A 22,169-nucleotide genomic window follows, 5' to 3' on the forward strand; every position below is an offset into this window, starting at 1 on the left:
AAAGCTAGGCAAATCCAAGGACGCATTCCCAAGCGGTAAGAAAGTTCCCATTCACGACCGAGGTAGCAGAATACGCCGATCAAGAAGTGGAATACTACTAACTGGTAAGGACCACCGTTATACAACCACTCATCTAAAGAAGCTGCTTCCCAAATTGGGTAGAAGTGTAAACCGATAGCGTTAGAGGAAGGAACTACTGCACCGGAAATAATGTTATTTCCGTATAGTAAAGAACCTGCAACTGGCTCACGGATACCGTCAATGTCAACGGGAGGTGCTGCAATGAAAGCGATAGTAAAGCAAGCGATCGCACTCAAGAGAGTAGGGATCATTAATACTCCGAACCAACCGATGTATAGGCGGTTATCTGTGCTGGTAATCCACTCGCAAAAGCGATCCCATACGTTAGCGCTTTGGCGCTGCTGTAGTGTTGTGGTCATGTGTTTATAATGGCGTTTGAGTTATGTATGTTTTGGTAGGTGTTTCTACCTTATGAATTTATATTAACCTTTATGTTTCGATTTGTAAAGGGGTTTTCGTAATATTTTTTAATATTTTTTTCAGCCAAGTGATCTTTAGAGCTATAAACTATATATAGTCAGCCTTTCGGGGATTAATCTTTTTGCTAATCAGGGGTTTGAACTTTTTACTTTTTCCTGACCACCTAAACTGCATAATAGGGGTCTAAACCTTGTGGGGTGGGCATCTTGCCCGCCAAAGTCTATAAATTAGCTGTGTTTTAGCTGCAACTCCTACTATATATGTCTCTATCTAGTCAGAATATTTTTACTTACAGCCCTGCTTATACTATTGTTTGTTCCCACTTATGAATGCTTTAACCTTTGTACATACTGTAATTTCCGCAGCGAACCGGCTAAAAGTCCTTGGTTGACTCTAGAGGCAGCTCAAGAAATTTTGTCACAACTAAAAAATGAAAACGTCTGTGAAATACTCATCCTCAGTGGCGGGGTACATCCTGATTCAGCAAGGCGTGAACCCTAATAAATAAATATCATACCCCAATTCAGCAACGCCACTATTAAATACAGTTAATCGTCAGGCGCCCAGTAAATTGCCGGAAGTGCGATCGCAACAGTTAAAATGGGCAGGAGAGCTAAAAATCCCCTTTACAACGGGTTTGCTATTAGGAATAGGAGAAACTGAGTCAGACTGGCGGGAAACCTTAGTAGCTATTTCTGAGTCACATAAACTTTACCATCACATTCAAAAGGAATGAAAGTTTGACTATCATTAGCTGGTTGAACTTCTTTGTAAGGATAACTAAGGATTGTGGAACTGTGAATAGAACCGAACCAAACATCTGGTCGTGATGCTAATAAAGCTGCAGAACCATTACCAAAATGAAAGTCAATGTCAATCAATCCTACCGGACTTATCCCAGATTCTAGAAGTGTAACTACAGCCGCAACTGCATTATTTTAAAAGCAATATCCTCCTAACCAACCATGCTGGTCCTGGTTGGTTAGGAGGTCTACACAAAGCATAGGATAAAGAAGCACCATTAACGATTTTCTGTGCGGCGGCGATCGCAGTTCTAGTCCCTTCACGAGACAAGTCGTAGACTCCGGCAAATAGAGGAGTATCTGCTGTAATTCCTTGGTCAACAAAAGGATAATCAAATAGTAAATCTTCTCCTACCAATGCTCCATTCCAATGAGCTAAAAAATCAAGAAATGATAGGAGATGCTCCTGGCATTTCTCTTTGTAAGATCACCTCCAGGGACAAATTACTCATACTTCTCCTTACTAATTTAATTGATATTCACTGCTACCATTTTGGTGCGTTCCCTAACGCACCCTACAACTGCGTTGATATTTTATTGAGAAGATAAATTATGGCAAAGTTTAAATTCTCTTGAGCATTTGCAGTCCAAAATCTAGAAAGCCACTCTTTTGATAAAAATGGTGGGTGTTAGAAAAGCTAGGAAAGTCATGGGTTGGTAAACAAACTTCTATGGTAGAAATTCCCTGTTGATGAGAATAGGTTTCCACAGAACGCTCTTGCCGCATTTGGGTAACAGGTCTGGGAAATTGGCTACCCAGAACCTGTCCACCTACCGCAGAAACAGGACAGATTTCGTGATAAGTTCCGCTAACAAATACTTCATCTGCCACCATTAATTCTCCCAAAGGTAGAGGTACTTCTTTTACAGGAATACTCAGTTGATTGGCAAAATCAATCACCAAACGCCTTGTGACTCCATCAATACTTTTTCTGCTCTAAAACCTTCCAATCCACTCATTTTCAGATTCCCAAATTTTCTTACCAATCTTCTCATTTATCAGCATCAATTTTCTTAGAAGTTGGGTATCTATAGTGAAACCTTAACTAAAGAAATCCTTTGCTCTGAAGTGTTATACCCACTATGGGAAATACCTGGGGGAGCATGGTAAATGCTACCATATTCTAAAAGTTTTTCTTCTTCACCTACTTTCATCATGATTTGCTCATTAATAATAATACCAATTTCGTTTTTGGTACTTGCATAAGTGGGTAATTTTTCGTGTGCGGGAATTTCTAAAACGGCTATTTTAAACCATTAACAAATGCCGAAATTACAAGGAAAACCTGTATTTTTATCTATTTGAGATGATCCTATTCGGTACTTTATTTCCACTCCTATCACGGTTTCTTGAGAAAGAATTGTAGAACCATGAGGAACATTAGAACCTGCGATATAGACCTCCTGAAATGGCTGTAAAATTGCTTTTTTTTCATCAACTCTATTTTGGCATTAGCCACTTCTTGAAACTCAATCTTATATTGAGTCGCTAGTTCATGGCAAGTTCCAACAGGTCCAAGAGTTGCAAAAATTAGTTGTTTATTCATTACTTATACACCTACTTTTTCATAGCCATCAGAAGTTGTTGTTTTTATTCCCTGGATAGAGTATTGATCGGGATCAACAACTCCACGATTTGTAATCATCATTGCATGAATCAATGCTTTAGATTTCAGCATGATTTCTTCAAACTCCATCTGGGGATCAGAAAGTGCTACAATACCACCACCAACACCAATGGAAGTTTGTTCGGCCGTGATCACAGCAGTACGAATAACAATATTCAAATCGGCTGAACCATTTAATCCTAAAAAGCCAATAGACCCAGAGTAAACTCCCCGCGCTTCTTGCTCTAATTTATCAATAATTTCCAGGGTTCTAATCTTAGGTGCGCCCGTCATAGAACCCCCAGGAAAGGCGTTACGAATGCAGTCTACGGCACTCATATTAGCGCGTAATTGACCACGAATTGTTGTCACCAATTGATGTACTGTAGCGTAGGTTTCCACAGCCATTAATTTGGGAACATGAACAGTACCCACAGCACAAACCCGTCCCAGATCATTTCTAAGTAAATCCACAATCATCAGATTCTCCGCTCGATCTTTTTCGCTATTTTGCAAGCGATCGCGTAGAATAAAATCTTCTTCAGGTGTTTTTCCTCGTGGTAGAGTTCCCTTGATGGGTTTTGTTTCCACCCAACCTTGGCGATCAATTTGCAGAAATCGCTCTGGAGACGAACAGGCAATTCCCACATCACCAAAGCGCAAAAATGCCGCATAAGGAGCAGGATTGATCCGACGTAATGAACGATAGAATTCCAGAGGATCTGCGGTTGTGTCTGTGTGAATCTGGTTTGTTAAACAAACTTGATAAGTTTCTCCTTCATGAATTTCTTGCAAACATTTTTTAATATCATCAAGATAAGTATTTTCGGATCTGCTTAATCGAAAAATAATAGGTGTTTCTTTCTTCTTAGGAACAACAGACGACAGCGGGGGAAGATGATTAATTTGGTGTTTTATCGCTGCAAACCAGTTTTCTGCGGAGGCTGTTTGTCCCGGCTGAATTAGACAAAGTAGATAGATAGTTTGCTCTTGGTGATCAATTGCAATCATCCGATCTGCTAACAAAAATATGGCATCAGGTAAGGTAGAAGAGTGATTCAATTTCCCTCCACATTCTGCCTTTAATTCATATCCAAAATAACCGACAAACCCACAATTGAAATTAAAAGGTAAATCATCAGATGGGCAATGTCGCCGTTCAATTTCCCGCTGAAGATAATCAAAAATCCCCTCTGTTTTGAAACTGACAGTATCGGAATGTGTAATTGTCAGTTCCTGCCCTTGCGTCCGATAATGAATTAGGAGACTGTTTTCACCACTGTTATCTCCCATGAAGGAAAAGCGAGAAAGACCAGGTTCAACCCGACTGCTATCTAACCAAAATGCACTGGCTGATTTACTAAACAAATGTACAAACATCTGTTCTGTATCGGGACACAAATTCAATTTGCGCGTACAAAGTTCAAATTCCTGTTGCTGTTTTTTCTTAGTAGAATTTGTGGGTAAAGTTCCATTCCCGTTATTTCCTGTCCAATAATGTTTTTTCGGGCTTTTATCTCGTTCTTGGGCAAGTTTTTGGGTAATCTCTTTAAAATTCTCAAACAAAGTATGTCCATACTCAGTACAAATTGACTCTGGATGAAACTGTACACCCCACATTGGTAAAGAGCGATGGCGCATTCCCATGATCAGGTTGTCCTCTGTCCACGCTATTTTTTCTAAACAGTCCGGTAGGTCATCTGCAACCAGCAAAGAATGATAGCGCACCACAGAAAAAGGAGAAGGTATTCCCCCAAACAAATCAGTAGCAGTATGATAAACCTCACTGAGCCGACCATGTCGAACTTCAGGGGCGTGAATAACTTTTCCTCCATAGCCAAACCCTATCCCCTGATGTCCCAAGCAGACCCCTAGAAGTGGTACTTGGGCGTTTTGAATCATTTGACGACAGATCCCAAAATCTTTTGATTTCTCTGGACGACCAGGACCTGGTGAAATCACGATGTTATCAAATTCCCACTGTTTGAGTTCATCCCATATAACTTGATCGTTACAAATCACAGTGGGATACTCTCCATTGACTTCTGCAATCAATTGGTAAAGGTTAAAAGTATAAGAATCGTAGTTGTCAATAATCAGGGTTTTCATGTTTAAATCCTCTTAATTAACTCGTCAAAAGGGCTAAAGCCCAACTACATACAAAAGTTTGATAGGTTTCCAGCAATTTTTATCCATAAACTCTATCTTTTAAGATTTCAACATGATTTTGCAGCATTAATTGAATATCTTTGTAACTAAAATATGTCTGATCGTATTCTACATAAATGCTGACATTTCCTGATAATGATTCCATGGAAATAGCATAATTTAAAGGAAAGTTAAACTTGTCATAAATCATTTTTCTTTGTACCTTTAAGCTAGTATGCTTGTCCAGAGTTTTGGTATTATGGAAATTTACAAAATTAAACGTAGCAAAAAATAATTCTGTTGTTTTTTTGATCTGACAGAATTTGCAGCATTTGTTCCCACCATTAATACTGTTAATTTCCATTCCCAGCACTTCTGGATAAATGTGGCTATAGAATCCAACATTTCGGCAGTTCGTAGCACTAAGGTTGCACCAGAGACTAGACAGGGATACATTTCTTCTGCGGCTGCGTCAAAACTAATAGATGCTGCTTGAAGAACTCTGTCTCTATTGTTCATCCCATATTTATCTCTTACGGTTTGGGTAAAGTTCACTAAAGACCGATGTTCAATCATTACTCCTTTCGGCTTTCCTGTGGAGCCAGAGGTATAAATTACATAGGCTAAATTATTGGCTTTAACTTGAGTTTGTGGGTTTTTATCGCTTTGAGTGCTGATTAATTCCCAATCTGTATCTAAACAAATTACTTGTAAGTCAGTATTCGGTATGGAGTTCAAGTTCACTAACTGCTGTTGAGTTAGTACCACTTTTGCCTGAGAATCATCTAAGATATAAGCTAAACGCTCGGCTGGATAAGCTGGATCTAAAGCAACATACGCACCACCAGCTTTGAGAATCCCTAATAATCCTACTACCATTAACAGCGATCGCTCTACACAAATTCCTACTAAAACCTCTGGATTTACACCCAGTTTTTGCAGATAATTTGCTAGTTGATTTGCCCGTTGATTTAATTCCTGATAAGTTAATTTTTCCCCTTCCAACTCTACCGCTATAGCGTCGGGTGTTTTGATTACCTGTTCTTCAAATAATTGATGGATACATTTATCTAATGGATATTCTTTTTTAGTATTATTCCAATCAAATAATAATTGATATTGCTCAATTTCTGTTAACAATGGTAATTGGGAAATAGGTTGCTGTGGATTAATTAAAATACTTTCTAGCAAGGTTTGATAATTTCCTGCTATTCGTTCTACAGTGGAAATATTAAACAGATCAGTGTTGTATTGCCAGCAAAAATTAAACTCACTACCAGTTTTAATAATCGCCAAATCTCTATCAAATGCTGCTCCTCGTTGATGTCCTTCTATTAAGAAGGGCGACATCACTAAAGATGACTTTTGGCTATTATCATACCAGCGATGCTCTTGCCAAGTTAAAGAAACTTGAAACAGAGGAGGACGACTAGAATCTCTTTCATGAATAAGCTGTTTTACTAATAGGGGAAAGGGATAATCTTCATGCTTCTTACCCTCAGAAACTGTGCGACGTATTTGAGCAATAAAATCTCTGAAGGTGGGATTTTCCCCTAGATTTGCACGTAATACTATCGGGTATGTAAAGTAGCCAACAATACTTTAAAGTTCCTTTTTACCTGACCGACCTGCAACTGGACAACCTACTAGGATGTCTTCTTGTCCTGATAAGCGGTAAAATAGGATAAAAAATGCAGCCAGGAAAATTATATACAGGCTGGTTTTTTCTAATTCTGACAACTTTCTCAGCCTGGAAAGCAATTCTTCATCTAACTTGATAAAGTGTACTCGGAAAAAGAGGGGGGAGATAAAAAAATAAGTCAGTAGATAGAGGAAGCAAATAGAACAAGAAAGTAGCCTTAATTTCTAATTAATAAAGATGGGGTAAAGACCCAGAAGGAAAGAAACCTACTAACCCAAGTTGCTAGTTATGGTGAAAAGCAATACCTACGAAAAATAAAGCTATCGCTCGCTATGTGTCCATAAAGCGATAAAATCACTTCCAGGAAGAAAAAGGGGAAGGATGTATGTTAAAAAAAATAATTTTTACCTATCCTATCACAGATGACTTTTTGTAAAGGGGTTTTCGTAATATTTGTTAAAATTTTTTTCAGCCAAGTGATCTTTAGGGCTATAAACTATATATAGTCAGCCTTTCAGGGATTAATCTTTTTGCTAATCAGGGGTCTAAATCTTGTGGGGTGGGCATCTTGCCCGCCAAAGTCTGTAAATTAGCTGTGTTTTAGCCGCAACTCCTAATATGTCTCTATCTAGTCAGAATATTGTTACTTACAGCCCTGCTTATACTATTGTTCCCACTTATGAATGTTTTAACCGTTGTACATACTGTAATTTCCGCAGCGAACCGGCTAAAAGTCCTTGGTTGACTCTAGAGGTAGCTCAAGAAATTTTGTCACAACTAAAAAATGAAAACGTCTGTGAAATACTCATCCTCAGTGGCGAGGTACATCCTGATTCAGCAAGGCGTGAACCTTGGTTTGAGCGTATTTATGATTTGTGTTTATTAGCACTAGAAATGGGATTTTTACCCCATACCAATGTCGGTCCATTGAGTTGGACTGAAATGCAAAAACTCAAAAGTGTTAATGTCTCCATGGGGTTAATGCTGGAACAGTTGACACCAAAACTATTAAATACAGTTCATCGTCATGCACCGAGTAAATTGCCAGAAGTGCGATCGCAACAGTTACAATGGGCAGGAGAGCTAAAAATCCCCTTTACAACCGGTTTACTTTTAGGAATAGGAGAAACTGAGTCAGACTGGTGGGAAACCTTAGCGGCTATTTCTGAGTCTCATAAACTTTACCATCACATTCAAGAGGTGATTCTTCAACCCCACAGCCCCGGAACAGTCCAAACTTTGGACGCACCACCATTTAACCCCCATAAATTACCAGAAGTCATCGCCAAAGCGCGGGAAATTTTACCAGCAGACATTACAATTCAGATTCCCCCTAATTTAGTTAAAGATGAAAATTGGTTACTTGCTTGTCTAGCCGCAGGGGCCAGGGATTTAGGGGGAATAAGTCCCAAGGATGAAGTTAATCCTGATTATCCTCATTTACAAGAACAGGAACTTAGGAATATTTTAGAGCCTGGCGGCTGGGAATTAGTACCGCGCTTACCAGTGTATCCCCAGTTTGATCATTCGTTGGATGCAGGTTTACTACAAAAGGTACAACAATGGCAGAGAAGATTTAAACTTCCACAAGCTCAGTAACCTGCCCCAATTCAGCAACGTCAAAAAAAAATGCAACTTTTGCGGATTCTCTCGAACAACATAGTAAAAGTGACATAGAAAATATGCTAAATAATTTAATGTATTTACACTATCAACCAATATGTCCGCTAGTATATCCTCTCATACGTCTTTCTCTCTGAAGTTAATAGGTGTAATCTGTATATTGTCTTTTGTTACAGGGTTTCTATTTTTATTATTTCCTTTGGAAATTACAGATAAACTCTGGCAAATTAACCTGTGTAGGAGTCTTGTAGAGCAGGGTTTTTTACCATTGCTTGGTCTGGGAGCAATTCTAACTGCATTCTATGTTGATAGAACTCGTGAAAGTGGTGACTTCTCGTCTCTTAGTCTAAAGTTGCCAATTTTTATACTTTCTAGTTTGTTGGGACTGATGTTTTTGTTGATTTTTCCCTTGTACCTGGTTAACGTCAATCAAATCAAGGAACAGGGGTTAACACGAATTAACCAAGAAGCAGAACAGTTAGAAAACCAAGTTAAAGGTCAATTAGCACAAATACAAAATCAACTTAGTAATGATCAGGTAAAAGCGTCTGTAGAGAAACAACGTGCTGCATTAAAAGAGCAACTCAAGACCCAGCTAAATGAACTGGTTAAAGATGAGCAGAAGTATACTCAGGCAATTAATAATAACCAATTACCCACGGCGCAGAAGGATTTACTCAAAAAGTATAAAGCAAATCCCCAAGCTCTGGATAATTTTATTGCCCAGCAAACAGACCCTCAACAACTAGCAAACCAGAGAATAGACCAAATTAACAGTCAAAAAGAACAACAGTTGCAAAAAACCCAGGCAGATGCCTGGAAAGAATTACGAACTGGTATTAATAGTTTATTGTTGTCAATTGGTTACATCGTCATCGGCTGGAGAGGATTAAGAGGTATGGGTGTTTCCAAAAGTAGTTCCGGACGGAGCAAATGAGTCTAAAAAATAAATTGTAGCAATATGTAACTCTAGTTAGTTTGCCATCTACACGCTGTTTGGTAGAATATCTGGGTTGTTTAATCTCATGATTTTCATCTTTGAGTCAGTCAATAGAAACTATCAACCTCGATACATTAGCCCAAGAACTAGCAACCATCCAGCAAACAGGTTCTAAGCGGATTGCTTTGTTAGGTTCTCGTCATGTGCCAATTACCCATCAGCACCTCATTGAAATGATGACTTATGCCCTAATTCTATCGGGGAACCGGATCATTACTTCTGGTGCTACAGGCACAAACTCTGCGGCCATACGGGGCGCAACACGGGCTGATCCCAACTTACTCACGGTAATTCTACCCCAAAGCTTGGAGCGCCAACCCCAAGAATCACGCCAGCAATTAGAAGAAGTAATGCACCTGGTAGAAAACCCCAGCAATGATAACCTGTCTCTAGCTGAGGCGAGTTACTTGTGTAACAAGGAAATCGTCTCTCGTTGTCAACAACTAATCTGCTTTGCATTTCACGATAGTCGCACCCTCCTACAAACTTGTAGCGATGCAGAAGAACAGCGAAAAGTGGTAACGCTTTTCTACTTTGACTAGCGTGAACCCCAATCTCCGCAAAGCTAATGATAGGGATGGGAAATTATCATTGGATAAAGGGTAATGAGTTGACTAAATTACCCTTTATCCATTGACAATAAATGATCAATGTCAAACCAATTACCCTGTAAATTAATTTAATGTCTCTATCTCTATTACCAGTACCTGCTATTTTTTTATCCTCTATTGTCGTCGCGGCTATTCTCATTTATGTACCCTATTTATTAGTAGCTTTTGCTAGAGTGCAGATAGGATATGATCTTTCTGCTCCACGCGCCATGTTTGACAAGCTACCTCCCTATGCCCAACGGGCAACATGGGCCCATGAAAACTCTTTTGAAGGATTTATGGTTTTTGCAGCGGCAGCTTTAATGGCTTATGTTACTGGAGTGAATTCTCCCCAAGGGGGGAATGCAGCGATAATGTTTATCATTGCTCGTTTGCTATACTCTATTTTCTATATTGCCAATATACCTTTGTTGAGATCACTCATGTTTGGTGTTGCTTCTTTTAGTTCTGGAACTCTGTTTTACCTCAGTCTCATGCAAATTAAATAATTAGGTAAAAGGGAATAAGGAAAATATTTATTTTTAATCTTCCCTGTTCCCTGTTAAGAGTTCCCTGTTAAGAGTTCCCTGTTCCCTGTTAAGAGTTCCCTGTTCCCTCTTCCCCATTACCAATTACCAATTTTATTTATGGCTTCTACTTTTTCCTTTGATATTGTCAGTGACTTTGATAGACAAGAATTAGTTAATACTATTGATCAAGTCATCAGAGATGTTAAAAGCCGTTATGATCTTAAAGACACTCAAACCACAGTCGAATTAAGCGAAGAAAAAATTACTATTGGTACTGACAGTGACTTTACTTTAGAATCTGTCCATACCATTCTGCGGGAAAAAGCCGCCAAGCGTAATCTTTCCCAAAAAATCTTTGAATTTGGTAAAATCGAATCTGCCAGCGGCAACCGTGTTAGGCAAGAAATTACTCTGAAAAAAGGTATCAACCAAGAAATTGCCAAACAAATTTCCAAGTTGATTCGAGAGGAAATTAAGAAAGTTCAAGCATCAATTCAAGGTGACGCTGTGCGTGTGACAGCCAAATCAAAAGATGATTTACAACTTGTTATTCAACGTCTTAAACAAGAAGATTTCCCCGTTGCCTTACAATTTACAAATTACCGTTAGAAAATATAATTGATAATTGTCAATTATCAATTAGGGTTTGCTGGAAAATTTGTCTGTGAGGGTAGGGAACAATCAACAGTCAATAAACGGTTTTAGCTTTATTTAGCAAGCCCTAATTAGGGCTTATAGAGCTTACGGCTTCCCTAAAGGATACGCTACTACCTAAATGTGATCTAACATCCGACGGCGTTTCTGCTCAAACTCATACTCAGAAATTAATCCTTCTTGACGAAGCGCGTCTAATTCCCTCAAAGCATTAGCTACTGATTCTACTTGATTATTCCCCAGTGGTGATACCTTGGCTCGGCTTATACCGACATTAAAATAACGATCAAAAGTGGACTGATCTTGAGTTAAATACCAAATAAACTCAATAGCACTGGCTACTCTGGGAATAGGTGTCCAAGATAATATAACATACACTATTCCCCAAATTGGCTGTCCCAAGTAGAATTTATGTAAACCTGGAATCGTAATTGTACCAGAAAAAGCTAAAGTAGCAGCAATAATGCGGTTTTTTCCCGTGTTTAACATTGTTCCATCCTAACATAATTTGTGGGATAATTTGTCAAGTTGTCTAAAAAGCTCAGAAAACAAGTAGTGAAATTTGGGTAAAAAACCCTACTTTAACCGACGTAGTTTTTATATATCAGTTTTCTACACTAAAATGAGATGTAGAGGCAAAATTTCAAGCTACTGGACTAAGAGTAATCATATAAATTAAAGGAAAATGGGATTCTTCGACTCGGAAATAGTGCAGCAAGAGGCCAAGCAGTTGTTTGAAGACTATCAAGCACTAATTCAACTTGGCAACAGCTACGGTAAATTTGACCGCGAGGGTAAGAAATTGTTTATTGAGCAAATGGAATCTATGATGGACAGATATCGCGTCTTTATGAAGCGTTTCGAGCTATCAGAGGATTTCATGGCCCAAATGACTATACAGCAACTAAAAACTCAATTAGGTCAGTTTGGTGTAACTCCACAACAAATGTTTGAGCAAATGAATGTCACATTAGAAAGGATGAAAGCGGATTTGGAAAAAACAAAATGACCATTTAGGTAATGGGTAATAGGTAATGGGTAATGGGTAATAGGTAATGGGTAATGGGTAATAGGTAATAGGTAATAGGTAATGGGTAATAGGTAATAGGTAACAATAATTTCCCATCACCACTGTCACCTGTCAACTGTCAACTGTCAACTGTCACCTGATAACTAACCTATTAATTTGACTTAGGACGTGGGAACTGAGAGGGAGACTTAAACTTCTCTACAGGCACATCTTTAAGTGCTTTTACCATAAAATCGCGCCAAATAGGGGCTACCATTACCCCACCAGTTGCCCCACGTGCTAGTTGTCTGTTGTCGTCCCTACCTACCCAAACCGCAGTAGTTAGTTGTGGCACAGTACCCACAAACCAAATATCCTTTTCTGAGGATGTAGTTCCGGTTTTCCCCGCCGCTGGTCTATTTATGGCGGCATTTTTACCCGTACCTTCAGTAATTACCGAAGTCATAATATCAATAGTTGCCGCTGATGCCCAAGAATCGAGAACTTGTTTAGGTTTAGGTGTATTATCGAGAATGACATTACCAGCACTATCTGTAATGCGGACAATTACGGTAGGTGGTGATTGCCAGCCATAATTAGCAAAGGTAGCATAAGCACTAGCAATTTCTAGAGGAGTGACACCAATAGCACCTAAAGGCAGAGAGGTAACGGGTTCCATTGGACTCATAATACCCAAAGTCCGGCAGGTTTCAATGACTTTATTCATTCCCACCGCTTTACCAAGTTTAATCACTGGGATGTTCCGAGAAGTAGCTAAGGCTGCGCGAATTGACATTGCTCCGGCAAAACTACCATCATAGTTTTTTGGATAGTACCGACCGTTACCATCTTGGTAGCTGACTGGAGCATCTATGACTGTGGTATCCGGTGCATATTTACCAGTAGCAAAGGCAGCATAGTAAACAAAAGGCTTAAATGAAGAACCTGGTTGACGTTGCGCTTGGGTAGCTCGATTAAATTCACTGGTTTTATAATCTACACCACCAACTAGAGCTTTAACAAAATGCGTCCGAGGATCAATTGCCACCAAGGCCATTTGATTCTTAGATAACCCTTGGGACTGAAGCTTTTGGTGCCATTCTTTAATGGTTTCTTCGGCCATGGCTTGGAATTTAGCATCAACAGTAGTTTGTACGCGCATTCCTCCTTTGAGCAGGGCTTCCCGGCCAAATTTTTTCCGCAACTCTTGGGCTACTGTATCGGTAATATAAGGTAGGGCGCTACCTTGAAAAGACCTGATTTTACCAAGTTTAATTTCTTCTTTTAAGGCATCATCCTTTTCTTTTTGGGTAATCCAATTTAACTCTATCATCCGCCCCAAAACTTCTTTTTGTTTCTGTTTGGCCATTTTCATGCTGGCAAAAGGGCTAAACTCTTCTGGTGCTTGGATTAAACCAGCCATCATGGCTGATTCACCTAAAGTTAAATATTCTGCTGATTTGTTAAAATAACTGCGGGCTGCTGTTTGCACACCGTAGTTGTTATGACCCCAATAAACTTGATTGAGGTACATTTCCAGAATCTCGTCTTTACTGAGAATTTGCTCTAAACGAATTGCTAGTACAGCCTCGGCTAATTTCCGCGTAAAAGCCCGTTTTTGCGACAAAAACAGGTTTTTCACCAATTGCATGGTGATGGTAGAACCACCTTCTTTGACACCACCTGCTACCATGTTGACTACCACAGCACGGCCAACTCCACTAGGATTAATCCCATGATGATCGTAAAAGTGACCATCTTCACTGGCCAAAACTGCGCGTTTGAGGTTGGGGGAAATTCTATCCAATGGTACTACTTCTCGGTTAGCTTCTCCGTGGATACTGGTTAAAAGTTTACCTTTTATATCGTATATGTAAGTTGTTTCTGAAGGAAAAAAGTTTTTAATTTGTCTAACATCTGGTAAATTACGGAAACTAATGGCTAAACCAACTAGTGTCCCCGCTATAATGGAGCTTGACAGGAGTGTTATAAATAGGAGAGTACCCCCAGTTATCTGACCGACTCCTTTAAAAAACTCAAATTCAGATGAATCCTGCTGTTGTGGTTGTTTGTTATCAAAAGTCCTGGATGACACGGCTATCTCACTTCCTCACTGGTAAATTTAAATGTAATTCATTAAATGGCAAAAGACGGTTAATTTTTTGTAATTATAGTAATCTGGCAAAACAGAGCAGGGATGACAACCCTAACTTTTACAGTCGAAAGTATATTTAATGGCGAATTTCTTAGTATGACGCAAAATTTCTCTTGGTTGCATCGTGGTGTGGCAGAAATTTTTCCTCAACCCCATAACGATGATCATGACACGGAAAGTCTGGAAAAACGGTTACTTAATTCTGACCGTCCTTTAAGAATTAAACTAGGTATTGACCCTACGGGGGCAGATATTCATCTTGGTCATAGTATACCTGTGCGGAAATTGCGGGCTTTTCAAGATGCTGGTCATACGGCGGTACTGATTATTGGGGATTTTACGGCGCGAATTGGTGATCCTACTGGTAAATCTGAGGTGCGTCGTCAGCTAACGGAGGCTGATGTGACACGAAATGCTCAAACTTACCTTGACCAGGTACGTCCTATTTTAGATTTTGATACCCCTGGTCGGTTGGAGGTACGTTATAACTCTCAATGGCTTTCCCAGATGGATTTAGGAAAAACTTTAGAGCTACTTTCTACCATGACTGTAGGACAAATGTTAGCTAAGGAAGGTTTTGCAGAACGTTATAAACAAGAGAATCCTATTTTTCTCCATGAGTTCCTGTATCCACTGATGCAAGGTTATGATTCTGTGGCTGTGGAAGCTGATGTAGAATTAGGGGGAACTGATCAAAAATTTAACATCGCTGTCGGTCGAGATCTACAACGTCATTTTGGTTTAAAACCGCAGTTTGGACTGTTATTACCAATTTTGATTGGGACTGATGGTGTACAAAAAATGTCGAAGTCTTTAGGTAATTATGTTGGTTTGGGTGAACATCCTTCACAAAAGTATCAAAAACTCCAAGGTGTACCAGATAATTTACTCTCACAGTATTTTGAATTGCTGACAGATCTACCTTTAGATAGTTTGCCACAAAACCCACGCGATCGCCAGGAGTATTTAGCCTGGGAAGTGGTGCGTCAATATCACGGTGAAGCGGCAGCTAATGAGGCTAGAGAGGCTGCTAAAAGTGGTGGAAGGGAGGGAACATTACCGGAGTATTCTGTGGCTGTTATTCCTCAATTCCCTGCGAAATTAGCCTTTATTTTGGGTGCTACTGGTTTATGTAAAAGTACCGCCGAAGGTAAACGGAAAATTCAGGAAGGTGGAGTGAGAATAGATGGTGATAAGATTACTGATGCGGATGTAAGTTTTTCTCAGCCTGATGATTTATATAATAAGGTGTTACAGGTGGGTAAGAAGAATTTTATACGGTTAGTAAAGTAGCTATCAGCTATCAGCTATCAGCTTAAAATAAAAAAACTGACTGCTGACGGCTGTTATAATGTTTTCATCATTAATAATTGTTCAAAGTCATGATTCAAACCTTAACTAAAATTGTTACCTTTGAGGAATTTGTTAACTCGCTTCCTGACAATTCCGATATACGTTATGAATTACATCATGGAAAAATTGTTAAAATGGCGCAACCAGTGGGAGATCATGAAGAAGTTAAAGGGTTTTTAGGTGTGGAAATTCCCTTTGAAATTAAACGAATGGGATTATCTTATGTGATACCTAATCAAGTTATAGTTAGACCAGAAGGTAAAGATTCTGGTTATTTTCCCGATTTGTTGGTTTTAAATCGTGCCAATTTAGCTAATGAACAATTATGGAAAAAACAATCAGTTATTAGTCATGGTGCTTCCATAGCTTTAATCATCGAAATTGTTTCCACTAATTGGCGTGATGATTACCATTTAAAGTATGCTGATTATGAGGAAATGGGTATTGCTGAATATTGGATTATAGATTATGCAGCTTTAGGAGGACGTAATTTTATTGGTAATCCTAAACAACCTACTATTTCTGTTTGTAATTTGGTAGATGGAGAATATCAAATCAGTAAATTTAGAGATGATGAACAGGTTATTTCTCAAACTTTTCCTGAATTAAATTTAACTGCAAATCAGATTTTAAAAGCTGGTATGATGTAGGTTTAAATTACAATTTTTCAATCAAGATATTTGCAGATTTATTCCCCAAACATTATCTAAACAGCTATAAATTAATTTTGACTAATCTAGGACTTACCCACGATTCACTGAATAACGAACCACAGAGGCACAGAGAACACAGAGAAATGAGGGTTTGAGGAATATTTTGCTTAAGTCCTGTAATCTTGACAAAAATTTCTGACATATTCCCTGAAAATAGGAGATAAATCAAACAATATGTTATCCCCTGTAATTTTCTGAATTAAATACCTTTTTTGTAGAGATTCTAACCCATTAATAAAATTAGTAGAAGATAATTCTAAGGTAATTTTTAGATATTCTCTAGATACAGGTTGATTACATTTACTCAATGCTAAAATAATCTGTTGTTCAATGGGTGATATTTTGTTAAATATTTGGCTAAATAAAGATTGCATTTCTTGAGTAATTACTAATTCATTTTCTGCTAAAAATTCACTAACTTTACCATTAAAAATCTTTTTAATTGAGATGGTAATAGTTTTTAGAAACAATGGATGACCTGTATATAATATCATTAAATTTAACCAAGTATCTTCATCTTTTAATCCGGTATTTTTGAGAATATCTATATTTTCTAGTCCTGATAGTTCTAAAGATTTGATAGGATATAATTCTTCATCTAAAGATTCCATTTCTGGACATTGTTCTTGACTGATTAAGATTACATGACTTTGATGTTGGGTTTCTGTAATCATTTTGAATAAGGTTTGATAGTCTTGATATTCTGGTTGATATTTTCCCGCAAATTGATGAGGAGTAAAGATATTTTGTACATCATCAAGAATAATTAAGCATTTTTTATTTGTGAGAATATCAAATAATTGTTTTAATTTATCATTTATAGTTGCTTTGGGTTCTTGTTGACAAGTATTTAATAAGTCGTTAATTAGTAAATTTAGGGATTTGGGAAATTTTAAACTTCTCCAAATAATAACTTCAAACTTTTGTTGATGTAAGTCTATAAATCTTTTAACGAGGGTGGTTTTACCAATACCGGATAATCCTAAGATGGAGATTAAATTAGTAGTTTGGTTTAATATCCAATGGGTAAGGGTTTGTAGTTCTTTTTCTCTGTTATGAAACTTGATGATTTGGGGTGCTAGAGTTAAATCGTGATGAGATAATTTAGATTGAGTATTTATATTAGTTTCTTGAGTTTTTTGATGAGAATGATTTAAGGTTTGTGGATAATAAAAATAATTGTTATTACCATTTATATTATAAATATTAGAATTTTCAAATGATTTAATATATCCCCTTTCTAATGTAGAACGGAAATTAGTTTTTTTAATATCTTCATTTAATGCTTGAGATAAAAGTTGCCATAATTCAGCACCTATATCTCCGACATGATTTTTAGTAACATTACATTCTTGTGCAATATCATCATAGGTTCGTCTTTCCCATGTTCCCTGAACTACAGCAGCTTGAACGTCGTCTAAATGCTTGCCAGTTTTTTCAAAGACTATCTTATCAACAAATGTTACAACTTCGTTTACATTCATACAAGCTATACATTGTAAAGGTTGTAACCATTATAGATGAATATTATTCAATTTTTTCCGATCTTTTCCGGTTTTTTTCTTAATATTTTGTAATAAAACAACCGTATAAATCCGTATCTACAAGACTTAAAAATATAGTATAAATAATTAATCTACACATAAACAACAAATACAATGACTACAAAAGCTAGAGGAAATTTACCGCGTTTCATTACTACAGAAGCTATTGCACCAAATAATGATGCTGGTTATCAAAAAGTTTGGGATGCAGTCAGAGCAGCATTTTCTCCTAGTCGTCAGTCCAGTATAGGGTATTGGCGTTATCCTCTTTTTCTGCAAGTTGGCGATCGCCGCAAAGAACCAGATATACTTATTGTTGATCAACAGTGGGGCATTATTGTCATAGAAGTTTGTCCTGTAAATATTGAACAAATCACATCAGTTAATGATAACTATATCCAGTTTCTAGATAATACTCTACAACAAAATTATTCTCTGGCAAATATTTCTCAATATGTTCAAGTATTGCGTAAATATTGTGATCAAGAACCTATTAAAAGTCCAGAATCAGATATTCAACAAAAAATAATTGGACGTACTTTAATTGCTTTTCCCAATATTAGTACAAAACAATGGGAAGAAAAAGGATGGACGGGAACAGAAGAGGGTACACCATTTATATTTAATAATCAACTGGGTGAAGTTGGCTTGAGAAACCGTATAGAAAAAGCTCAGGCGGCGATTACAGGCGAATCATTAAATGATAGTCAATACAAATCTCTTCTAAGTGTCATAAGTGGAACATCTATTCTGCGTAAGTTTTTAGAGAAGATCGAATCTGCTGATAATCAAAGTTGTTACAATATATTAGCAGATGCTCAAAAACTTATGTATGAATGGGATATTAAACAGGAATGGATCGGTAAATCTGTTCCGCCCGGTCCCCAACGAGTAAGAGGAATTGCCGGCTCAGGAAAAACTGTTCTTTTTACTCAAAAAGCAGTAATTATGCACCTGAAACATCCTGAATGGAAAGTAGCTTTTGTTTTCTTTACTCGTAGTTTATATGACCAAATTGAAGCGTTATTTAAGTTATGGATAAGTCATTTTACCAATGGAGAAATTAAATATCAGAATTTACCTAATTCCAATTTAAGAGTTCTTCATGCTTGGGGTGCAAGAGATAGAGATGGTTTATATGGTGAAATTTGTAGAATCGAAAGGGTAACAAGGTTAAATCCAGGTGATACAGGAGAAAAAGTTCCTAATGATGCATTAGCCTATGGTTGTCGAAACTTTTTGCAGCAAAAGCCAAAATTTAAACCTATTTTTGATGCTTTAGTTCTTGATGAAGGTCAGGATTTAATGACTGAAGATGATCTTAAATTTACAGCAGAGGATGGTGACAAAAAACAGTCAATTTATTGGTTAGCATATCAATCATTAAAATCTGTTAGTGAGGATAAACCTGAGCAAAAACGTTTGATTTGGGCTTATGATGAAGCGCAAACTATACATTCTACAGGAGCAGTTGCACCAGGAGCAGAAGAAGTATTTGGTAAGAAGCTTAGTAGCATTTTAGGTGGTAGTGGAGGTGGTATTTATCCAGGGGGTATTCGTAAAGCTCATGATATGGAACGTTGCTACCGTACTCCCGGAGCTATTTTAACTGCTGCTTTTGCTCTTGGTACTGGTTTCTTATCAAAAGAAGGAATTCCCAGATCGAAAATTGAATTGATGACAAAAAAGAACTTACAATCTATTGGTTTTGAAGTGTTAGAAGGGGATTTCAGAAAACTAAATACTCCAATAACCATTACCAGACCTCCAGAAAATTCACCTAATCCTGTTCCTAGTCTTTCTAATCATCCAGTTATTAAGTTTGAAACATACAATTCTCGAAAAGATGAACTTCTGGCATTATTAGAAAAAATTGAATCTAATTTATACAATGATAAATTAAAGCCTCATAAAAACATTTTAGTGATTGTATTAGGTTATACCACTCCCCCTTCTTATGATGGTAATAACTTAGAAAGACAAGTTGCTAATTTCTTAATGGAGCATGGAATTGATATTTATATTCCTAGCTCATTAGAATTAAATGATACTAATCCTAAATGGCCTAATAATAATCCTGATTTATTCTGGTATGATGGTGGTGTAACTATTTCCCGAATTGATCGAACTAAGGGAAATGAAGCAGATATGGTTTATCTAGTGGGGTTAGATAACATTGCTAAAAACGAAAGCGATACAAAATTACGAAATCAATTATTTGTCGCTTTAACTCGCTCTCGTGGCTGGGTTGATATTAGCGGTATTGGTGATTATCCTTTCTATGAAGAGGTAAATAAAGTAATTGCACAAGGTAATACTTTTACTTTTACTCTTAAAGGAGTGACACCATCTCAAGATGCTAATGATGATTTAACTGAAGAAGATGAACAAAATCTTTAATTGTTAACAAGTAGGTTGGGTTGAGGAAACGAAACCCAACATTGATATCAAATTTTGACAACATGATCAATACTTGTAACTTGATTCTTAAACTGTTCCCATAACTGAAAAAATAAATCAAAAGCTAATTTTTCATCCTCTACTTGAGACAAAATAATACTTTCCCAACCTTCAGCAGAATTAATTTGATATTTCCCTTGTATCCATTTCTGAAATTGAGCAAATTGTTTTTCCTGTTGTGTTAGTTGTAAACCTAACTCACCTCTGGACATACTATACCCCATTAATAACATTTTTAACCGAGTTATAGATACTTTTCCTAAATACATTCCTGGGCGTTGTTTAATTCTGGTTAATAAGTCATAGAGATATTCTTGACTATTTTTATTACCATTAGTGGTAGTTACATCTAGCATAATCTTCTCCTCAATTCTCCTGAATATTTCTTAAAAGTTTTCTTCAGTAACTATTAATTCTTGTCCTAAATGAATTTTACCAAAAAATTGAAAATTACCTAACCATTCTACTTTTGCTATTCCTTGAGGATGATGATTGTCAAAAACAATTTCCATCCCATCTATTATAACTATAATTCCTTCATGGTATCCTGTTTCTGAAATAGCATCACCTCCAATACTATCATCATAAAGAAAACAATTACGATAATCTAAATCTGCTTGTGTATTAATTTTAATTAGTTTACCTGGGATTCTTGCCAGTTGTAAATAGTTTTTTATAGCTAAAGCACATTGAACACATTGTAAATTAGGATAACTGTCAGCTATTTCTACTAAATCTTGCTTTTGTTTTAGTGTTAAATACTTCATTTATTTTATTTAAAATATACCACAATTGATATTCAGGAGTTAAATCAATATTAATTAAAAAAGAATCATTCTGCATCAATTCCTTCCCACATTTTTTCTAAAGGTATTCTTTTTCCTGCTTTCGCTTCTTGTAATGCTGTTTTTAAACTTGCTTTAATTTCCATAACAGAGGTATCATCAGAATCAGATTCAGTTTCATCTGGTACAAGGATAATGACTCTGACTTGTTTAAGTGCATGAATTTCTAAAGGTTTATCTAATAATAATTGACCTTTTTCATCAAATTTTCCCATGACTTCAAAAGCTTTCATTGTTTGACCTCAAATAGATACGATATATTAGCAAATATTTTTGCTAATCGCCATATCATAAACTGTCTATTTTGTCAACCCCCCTTTGACTTTGCTTTACAAAACTACATCAAGCTATTTCTAAATTTGTCCCAAAAATTCTTTATCACTCCTGAATATTTTCCCCGTCCTCACTTTCCCTATTTCTCAAATACCTGTAAATAAAGGATTTCCAGATTCTACTTCCTGCAATTTTAAAAAATTGACATACTACGCCTAGATTTTGAAATTTTACCAAATCGCTGAAACTATTGCAAGATCGTTGATAAATAGAAATTATTCTCAATAAAATATTAAGAAAATATAAATATGAAGTTCTGTTAATTTTTCGATGATATTAATATTTAAACTATTTTTGTAATGTCAATAACTTTAACTTATAAATTAAGAAAAAACCGAGGTTCAAAGTTAAATTTATGCTGTATTGAATTATATATAGCAGATCACCGACTTCTTTGATAACTAATTTAGGATTGCTATAGTATTCATATTTGATTAAAGACTTCAATCTTCGCTTGAGTAAATTTAATCGTATGAATACACAACCATTTTTCTAACCTAGTGAAAAGTAGCGATCATAAACATCAATATCGGAGTATAATGAATTGGATATTATGTAATAAGTAACAATACCTTGTCTATATTGAAAAAAGCCTTGATTTGTAGGTTGGGTTGAAGCATGTTCACGAAGTGTGGCGAAGCCATAACCCAACATGAGCG

The 22,169-nt window shown here is 36.9% G+C and carries 23 protein-coding genes and 3 pseudogenes; 10 read left to right on the forward strand and 16 right to left on the reverse strand.

Annotation, left to right across the window (positions count from 1 at the left end; all coding sequences use genetic code 11):
- A pseudogene (locus tag H6G25_RS13250) lies at window positions 1-440 on the reverse strand (photosystem II q(b) protein); the annotation flags it as partial.
- A gap of 321 nt (window positions 441-761) precedes the next feature.
- Here H6G25_RS13250 and H6G25_RS21215 point away from each other — a divergent pair.
- A pseudogene (locus H6G25_RS21215) lies at window positions 762-1,231 on the forward strand (7,8-didemethyl-8-hydroxy-5-deazariboflavin synthase subunit CofG); the annotation flags it as partial.
- On the opposite strand, the gene H6G25_RS13255 reads toward H6G25_RS21215, so the two are convergent.
- The 8 genes and pseudogenes from H6G25_RS13255 to H6G25_RS21220 form a co-directional block, all read right to left on the reverse strand.
- Window positions 1,191-1,382 (reverse strand): hypothetical protein, encoded by a 192-nt coding sequence (locus H6G25_RS13255; protein WP_242034957.1) that lies wholly within the window; start codon window positions 1,380-1,382, stop codon window positions 1,191-1,193. The pseudogene H6G25_RS21215 and the gene H6G25_RS13255 overlap by 41 nt on opposite strands.
- A gap of 52 nt (window positions 1,383-1,434) precedes the next feature.
- Window positions 1,435-1,662 carry a hypothetical protein gene (locus tag H6G25_RS13260; protein WP_190392874.1) on the reverse strand — a complete coding sequence of 76 codons (228 nt, stop codon included), beginning with the start codon at window positions 1,660-1,662 and terminating at the stop codon, window positions 1,435-1,437.
- Between the two features lie 204 nt (window positions 1,663-1,866).
- Window positions 1,867-2,229: an aminotransferase class IV gene (locus H6G25_RS13265; RefSeq protein WP_347239188.1), complete on the reverse strand. Its 363-nt coding sequence runs from the start codon at window positions 2,227-2,229 to the stop codon at window positions 1,867-1,869.
- Window positions 2,230-2,333: 104 nt separating this feature from the next.
- The gene (locus tag H6G25_RS21550) at window positions 2,334-2,462 is read right to left on the reverse strand and encodes a hypothetical protein (protein WP_277881752.1); all 129 of its coding nucleotides are present in this window, start codon (window positions 2,460-2,462) and stop codon (window positions 2,334-2,336) included.
- A 392-nt stretch (window positions 2,463-2,854) separates the two neighbouring features.
- A complete protein-coding gene (gene pabB / locus H6G25_RS13270) occupies window positions 2,855-5,020 on the reverse strand; it encodes an aminodeoxychorismate synthase component I (RefSeq protein WP_190392876.1) in 2,166 nt (721 codons plus the stop codon).
- A gap of 79 nt (window positions 5,021-5,099) precedes the next feature.
- Window positions 5,100-5,270 (reverse strand): hypothetical protein, encoded by a 171-nt coding sequence (locus H6G25_RS13275; RefSeq protein ID WP_190392877.1) that lies wholly within the window; start codon window positions 5,268-5,270, stop codon window positions 5,100-5,102.
- Between the two features lie 56 nt (window positions 5,271-5,326).
- The gene (locus tag H6G25_RS13280; RefSeq protein ID WP_277881755.1) at window positions 5,327-6,199 is read right to left on the reverse strand and encodes an AMP-binding protein; all 873 of its coding nucleotides are present in this window, start codon (window positions 6,197-6,199) and stop codon (window positions 5,327-5,329) included.
- Window positions 6,179-6,901 (reverse strand): annotated as a pseudogene (locus tag H6G25_RS21220) (condensation domain-containing protein); the annotation flags it as partial. The pseudogene H6G25_RS21220 and the gene H6G25_RS13280, both read right to left, overlap by 21 nt.
- A 418-nt stretch (window positions 6,902-7,319) precedes the next feature.
- Here H6G25_RS21220 and cofG point away from each other — a divergent pair.
- From cofG to H6G25_RS13310, 5 genes are all read left to right on the forward strand, one after another.
- Window positions 7,320-8,300, forward strand: coding sequence for a 7,8-didemethyl-8-hydroxy-5-deazariboflavin synthase subunit CofG (gene cofG / locus H6G25_RS13290; RefSeq protein WP_190392880.1), 981 nt, complete (start codon window positions 7,320-7,322; stop codon window positions 8,298-8,300).
- A gap of 121 nt (window positions 8,301-8,421) precedes the next feature.
- Window positions 8,422-9,261: an HpsJ family protein gene (locus tag H6G25_RS13295; protein ID WP_190392881.1), complete on the forward strand. Its 840-nt coding sequence runs from the start codon at window positions 8,422-8,424 to the stop codon at window positions 9,259-9,261.
- Between the two features lie 101 nt (window positions 9,262-9,362).
- Window positions 9,363-9,866 carry a DNA recombination-mediator protein A gene (locus tag H6G25_RS13300; RefSeq protein ID WP_190392882.1) on the forward strand — a complete coding sequence of 168 codons (504 nt, stop codon included), beginning with the start codon at window positions 9,363-9,365 and terminating at the stop codon, window positions 9,864-9,866.
- Between the two features lie 140 nt (window positions 9,867-10,006).
- A complete protein-coding gene (locus H6G25_RS13305) occupies window positions 10,007-10,423 on the forward strand; it encodes an MAPEG family protein (protein WP_190392883.1) in 417 nt (138 codons plus the stop codon).
- A 138-nt stretch (window positions 10,424-10,561) separates the two neighbouring features.
- Entirely contained in the window at window positions 10,562-11,053 is a 492-nt protein-coding gene (locus H6G25_RS13310) for a YajQ family cyclic di-GMP-binding protein (protein WP_190392884.1), read from the forward strand.
- Window positions 11,054-11,215: 162 nt separating this feature from the next.
- On the opposite strand, the gene H6G25_RS13315 is transcribed toward H6G25_RS13310, so the two are convergent.
- Entirely contained in the window at window positions 11,216-11,587 is a 372-nt protein-coding gene (locus tag H6G25_RS13315; protein WP_190392885.1) for an NINE protein, read from the reverse strand.
- A 196-nt stretch (window positions 11,588-11,783) separates the two neighbouring features.
- Here H6G25_RS13315 and H6G25_RS13320 point away from each other — a divergent pair, with 196 nt between their 5' ends.
- Complete coding sequence (locus tag H6G25_RS13320) at window positions 11,784-12,107, forward strand: DUF1825 family protein (protein WP_137907684.1); 324 nt, start codon at window positions 11,784-11,786, stop codon at window positions 12,105-12,107.
- A 4-nt stretch (window positions 12,108-12,111) separates the two neighbouring features.
- Here the strand turns inward: H6G25_RS13320 and H6G25_RS21555 are convergent, their stop codons facing one another.
- Together H6G25_RS21555 and H6G25_RS13325 are read right to left on the reverse strand one after the other, a co-directional pair.
- Window positions 12,112-12,243 (reverse strand): hypothetical protein, encoded by a 132-nt coding sequence (locus tag H6G25_RS21555; RefSeq protein WP_277881753.1) that lies wholly within the window; start codon window positions 12,241-12,243, stop codon window positions 12,112-12,114.
- Window positions 12,244-12,279: 36 nt separating this feature from the next.
- Window positions 12,280-14,202 (reverse strand): PBP1A family penicillin-binding protein, encoded by a 1,923-nt coding sequence (locus H6G25_RS13325; protein WP_190392886.1) that lies wholly within the window; start codon window positions 14,200-14,202, stop codon window positions 12,280-12,282.
- Between the two features lie 156 nt (window positions 14,203-14,358).
- On the opposite strand from H6G25_RS13325, the gene tyrS reads away from it, so the two are divergent.
- Both tyrS and H6G25_RS13335 read left to right on the forward strand, forming a co-directional pair.
- The gene (tyrS, locus tag H6G25_RS13330; protein WP_190392945.1) at window positions 14,359-15,555 is read left to right on the forward strand and encodes a tyrosine--tRNA ligase; all 1,197 of its coding nucleotides are present in this window, start codon (window positions 14,359-14,361) and stop codon (window positions 15,553-15,555) included.
- 89 nt (window positions 15,556-15,644) lie between these two features.
- Window positions 15,645-16,265, forward strand: coding sequence for a Uma2 family endonuclease (locus H6G25_RS13335; RefSeq protein ID WP_190392887.1), 621 nt, complete (start codon window positions 15,645-15,647; stop codon window positions 16,263-16,265).
- A gap of 170 nt (window positions 16,266-16,435) precedes the next feature.
- On the opposite strand, the gene H6G25_RS13340 is transcribed toward H6G25_RS13335, so the two are convergent.
- Window positions 16,436-17,812, reverse strand: coding sequence for an ATP-binding protein (locus H6G25_RS13340; protein WP_190392888.1), 1,377 nt, complete (start codon window positions 17,810-17,812; stop codon window positions 16,436-16,438).
- A 174-nt stretch (window positions 17,813-17,986) separates the two neighbouring features.
- Between H6G25_RS13340 and H6G25_RS13345 the strand changes: the two genes are divergently transcribed.
- Complete coding sequence (locus H6G25_RS13345) at window positions 17,987-20,272, forward strand: ATP-binding domain-containing protein (RefSeq protein WP_190392889.1); 2,286 nt, start codon at window positions 17,987-17,989, stop codon at window positions 20,270-20,272.
- A gap of 47 nt (window positions 20,273-20,319) precedes the next feature.
- Here the strand turns inward: H6G25_RS13345 and H6G25_RS13350 are convergent, their stop codons facing one another.
- From H6G25_RS13350 to H6G25_RS13360, 3 genes are all read right to left on the reverse strand, one after another.
- Window positions 20,320-20,688, reverse strand: coding sequence for a hypothetical protein (locus H6G25_RS13350; RefSeq protein ID WP_190392890.1), 369 nt, complete (start codon window positions 20,686-20,688; stop codon window positions 20,320-20,322).
- A 30-nt stretch (window positions 20,689-20,718) separates the two neighbouring features.
- Complete coding sequence (locus H6G25_RS13355; protein ID WP_168358109.1) at window positions 20,719-21,099, reverse strand: papain fold toxin domain-containing protein; 381 nt, start codon at window positions 21,097-21,099, stop codon at window positions 20,719-20,721.
- Between the two features lie 65 nt (window positions 21,100-21,164).
- Entirely contained in the window at window positions 21,165-21,410 is a 246-nt protein-coding gene (locus H6G25_RS13360) for a hypothetical protein (protein WP_028088777.1), read from the reverse strand.
- Between the last annotated feature and the right edge of the window lie 759 nt (window positions 21,411-22,169).

This window comes from Dolichospermum sp. FACHB-1091 (genome assembly GCF_014697585.1).
Lineage (GTDB): Bacteria > Cyanobacteriota > Cyanobacteriia > Cyanobacteriales > Nostocaceae > Dolichospermum.

Excerpts from the sequence above, each read along its gene's own strand:
- H6G25_RS21550 (WP_277881752.1), bottom strand. The coding sequence starts at position 2,462 with ATGATGAAAGTAGGTGAAGAAGAAAAACTTTTAGAATATGGTAGCATT.
- pabB (WP_190392876.1), bottom strand. The coding sequence starts at position 5,020 with ATGAAAACCCTGATTATTGACAACTACGATTCTTATACTTTTAACCTT.
- H6G25_RS13275 (WP_190392877.1), bottom strand. The coding sequence starts at position 5,270 with ATGATTTATGACAAGTTTAACTTTCCTTTAAATTATGCTATTTCCATG.
- cofG (WP_190392880.1), top strand. The coding sequence starts at position 7,320 with ATGTCTCTATCTAGTCAGAATATTGTTACTTACAGCCCTGCTTATACT.
- H6G25_RS13295 (WP_190392881.1), top strand. The coding sequence starts at position 8,422 with ATGTCCGCTAGTATATCCTCTCATACGTCTTTCTCTCTGAAGTTAATA.
- H6G25_RS13305 (WP_190392883.1), top strand. The coding sequence starts at position 10,007 with ATGTCTCTATCTCTATTACCAGTACCTGCTATTTTTTTATCCTCTATT.
- H6G25_RS13310 (WP_190392884.1), top strand. The coding sequence starts at position 10,562 with ATGGCTTCTACTTTTTCCTTTGATATTGTCAGTGACTTTGATAGACAA.
- H6G25_RS13315 (WP_190392885.1), bottom strand. The coding sequence starts at position 11,587 with ATGTTAAACACGGGAAAAAACCGCATTATTGCTGCTACTTTAGCTTTT.
- H6G25_RS13320 (WP_137907684.1), top strand. The coding sequence starts at position 11,784 with ATGGGATTCTTCGACTCGGAAATAGTGCAGCAAGAGGCCAAGCAGTTG.
- tyrS (WP_190392945.1), top strand. The coding sequence starts at position 14,359 with ATGACGCAAAATTTCTCTTGGTTGCATCGTGGTGTGGCAGAAATTTTT.
- H6G25_RS13335 (WP_190392887.1), top strand. The coding sequence starts at position 15,645 with ATGATTCAAACCTTAACTAAAATTGTTACCTTTGAGGAATTTGTTAAC.
- H6G25_RS13340 (WP_190392888.1), bottom strand. The coding sequence starts at position 17,812 with ATGAATGTAAACGAAGTTGTAACATTTGTTGATAAGATAGTCTTTGAA.
- H6G25_RS13345 (WP_190392889.1), top strand. The coding sequence starts at position 17,987 with ATGACTACAAAAGCTAGAGGAAATTTACCGCGTTTCATTACTACAGAA.
- H6G25_RS13350 (WP_190392890.1), bottom strand. The coding sequence starts at position 20,688 with ATGCTAGATGTAACTACCACTAATGGTAATAAAAATAGTCAAGAATAT.
- H6G25_RS13355 (WP_168358109.1), bottom strand. The coding sequence starts at position 21,099 with ATGAAGTATTTAACACTAAAACAAAAGCAAGATTTAGTAGAAATAGCT.
- H6G25_RS13360 (WP_028088777.1), bottom strand. The coding sequence starts at position 21,410 with ATGAAAGCTTTTGAAGTCATGGGAAAATTTGATGAAAAAGGTCAATTA.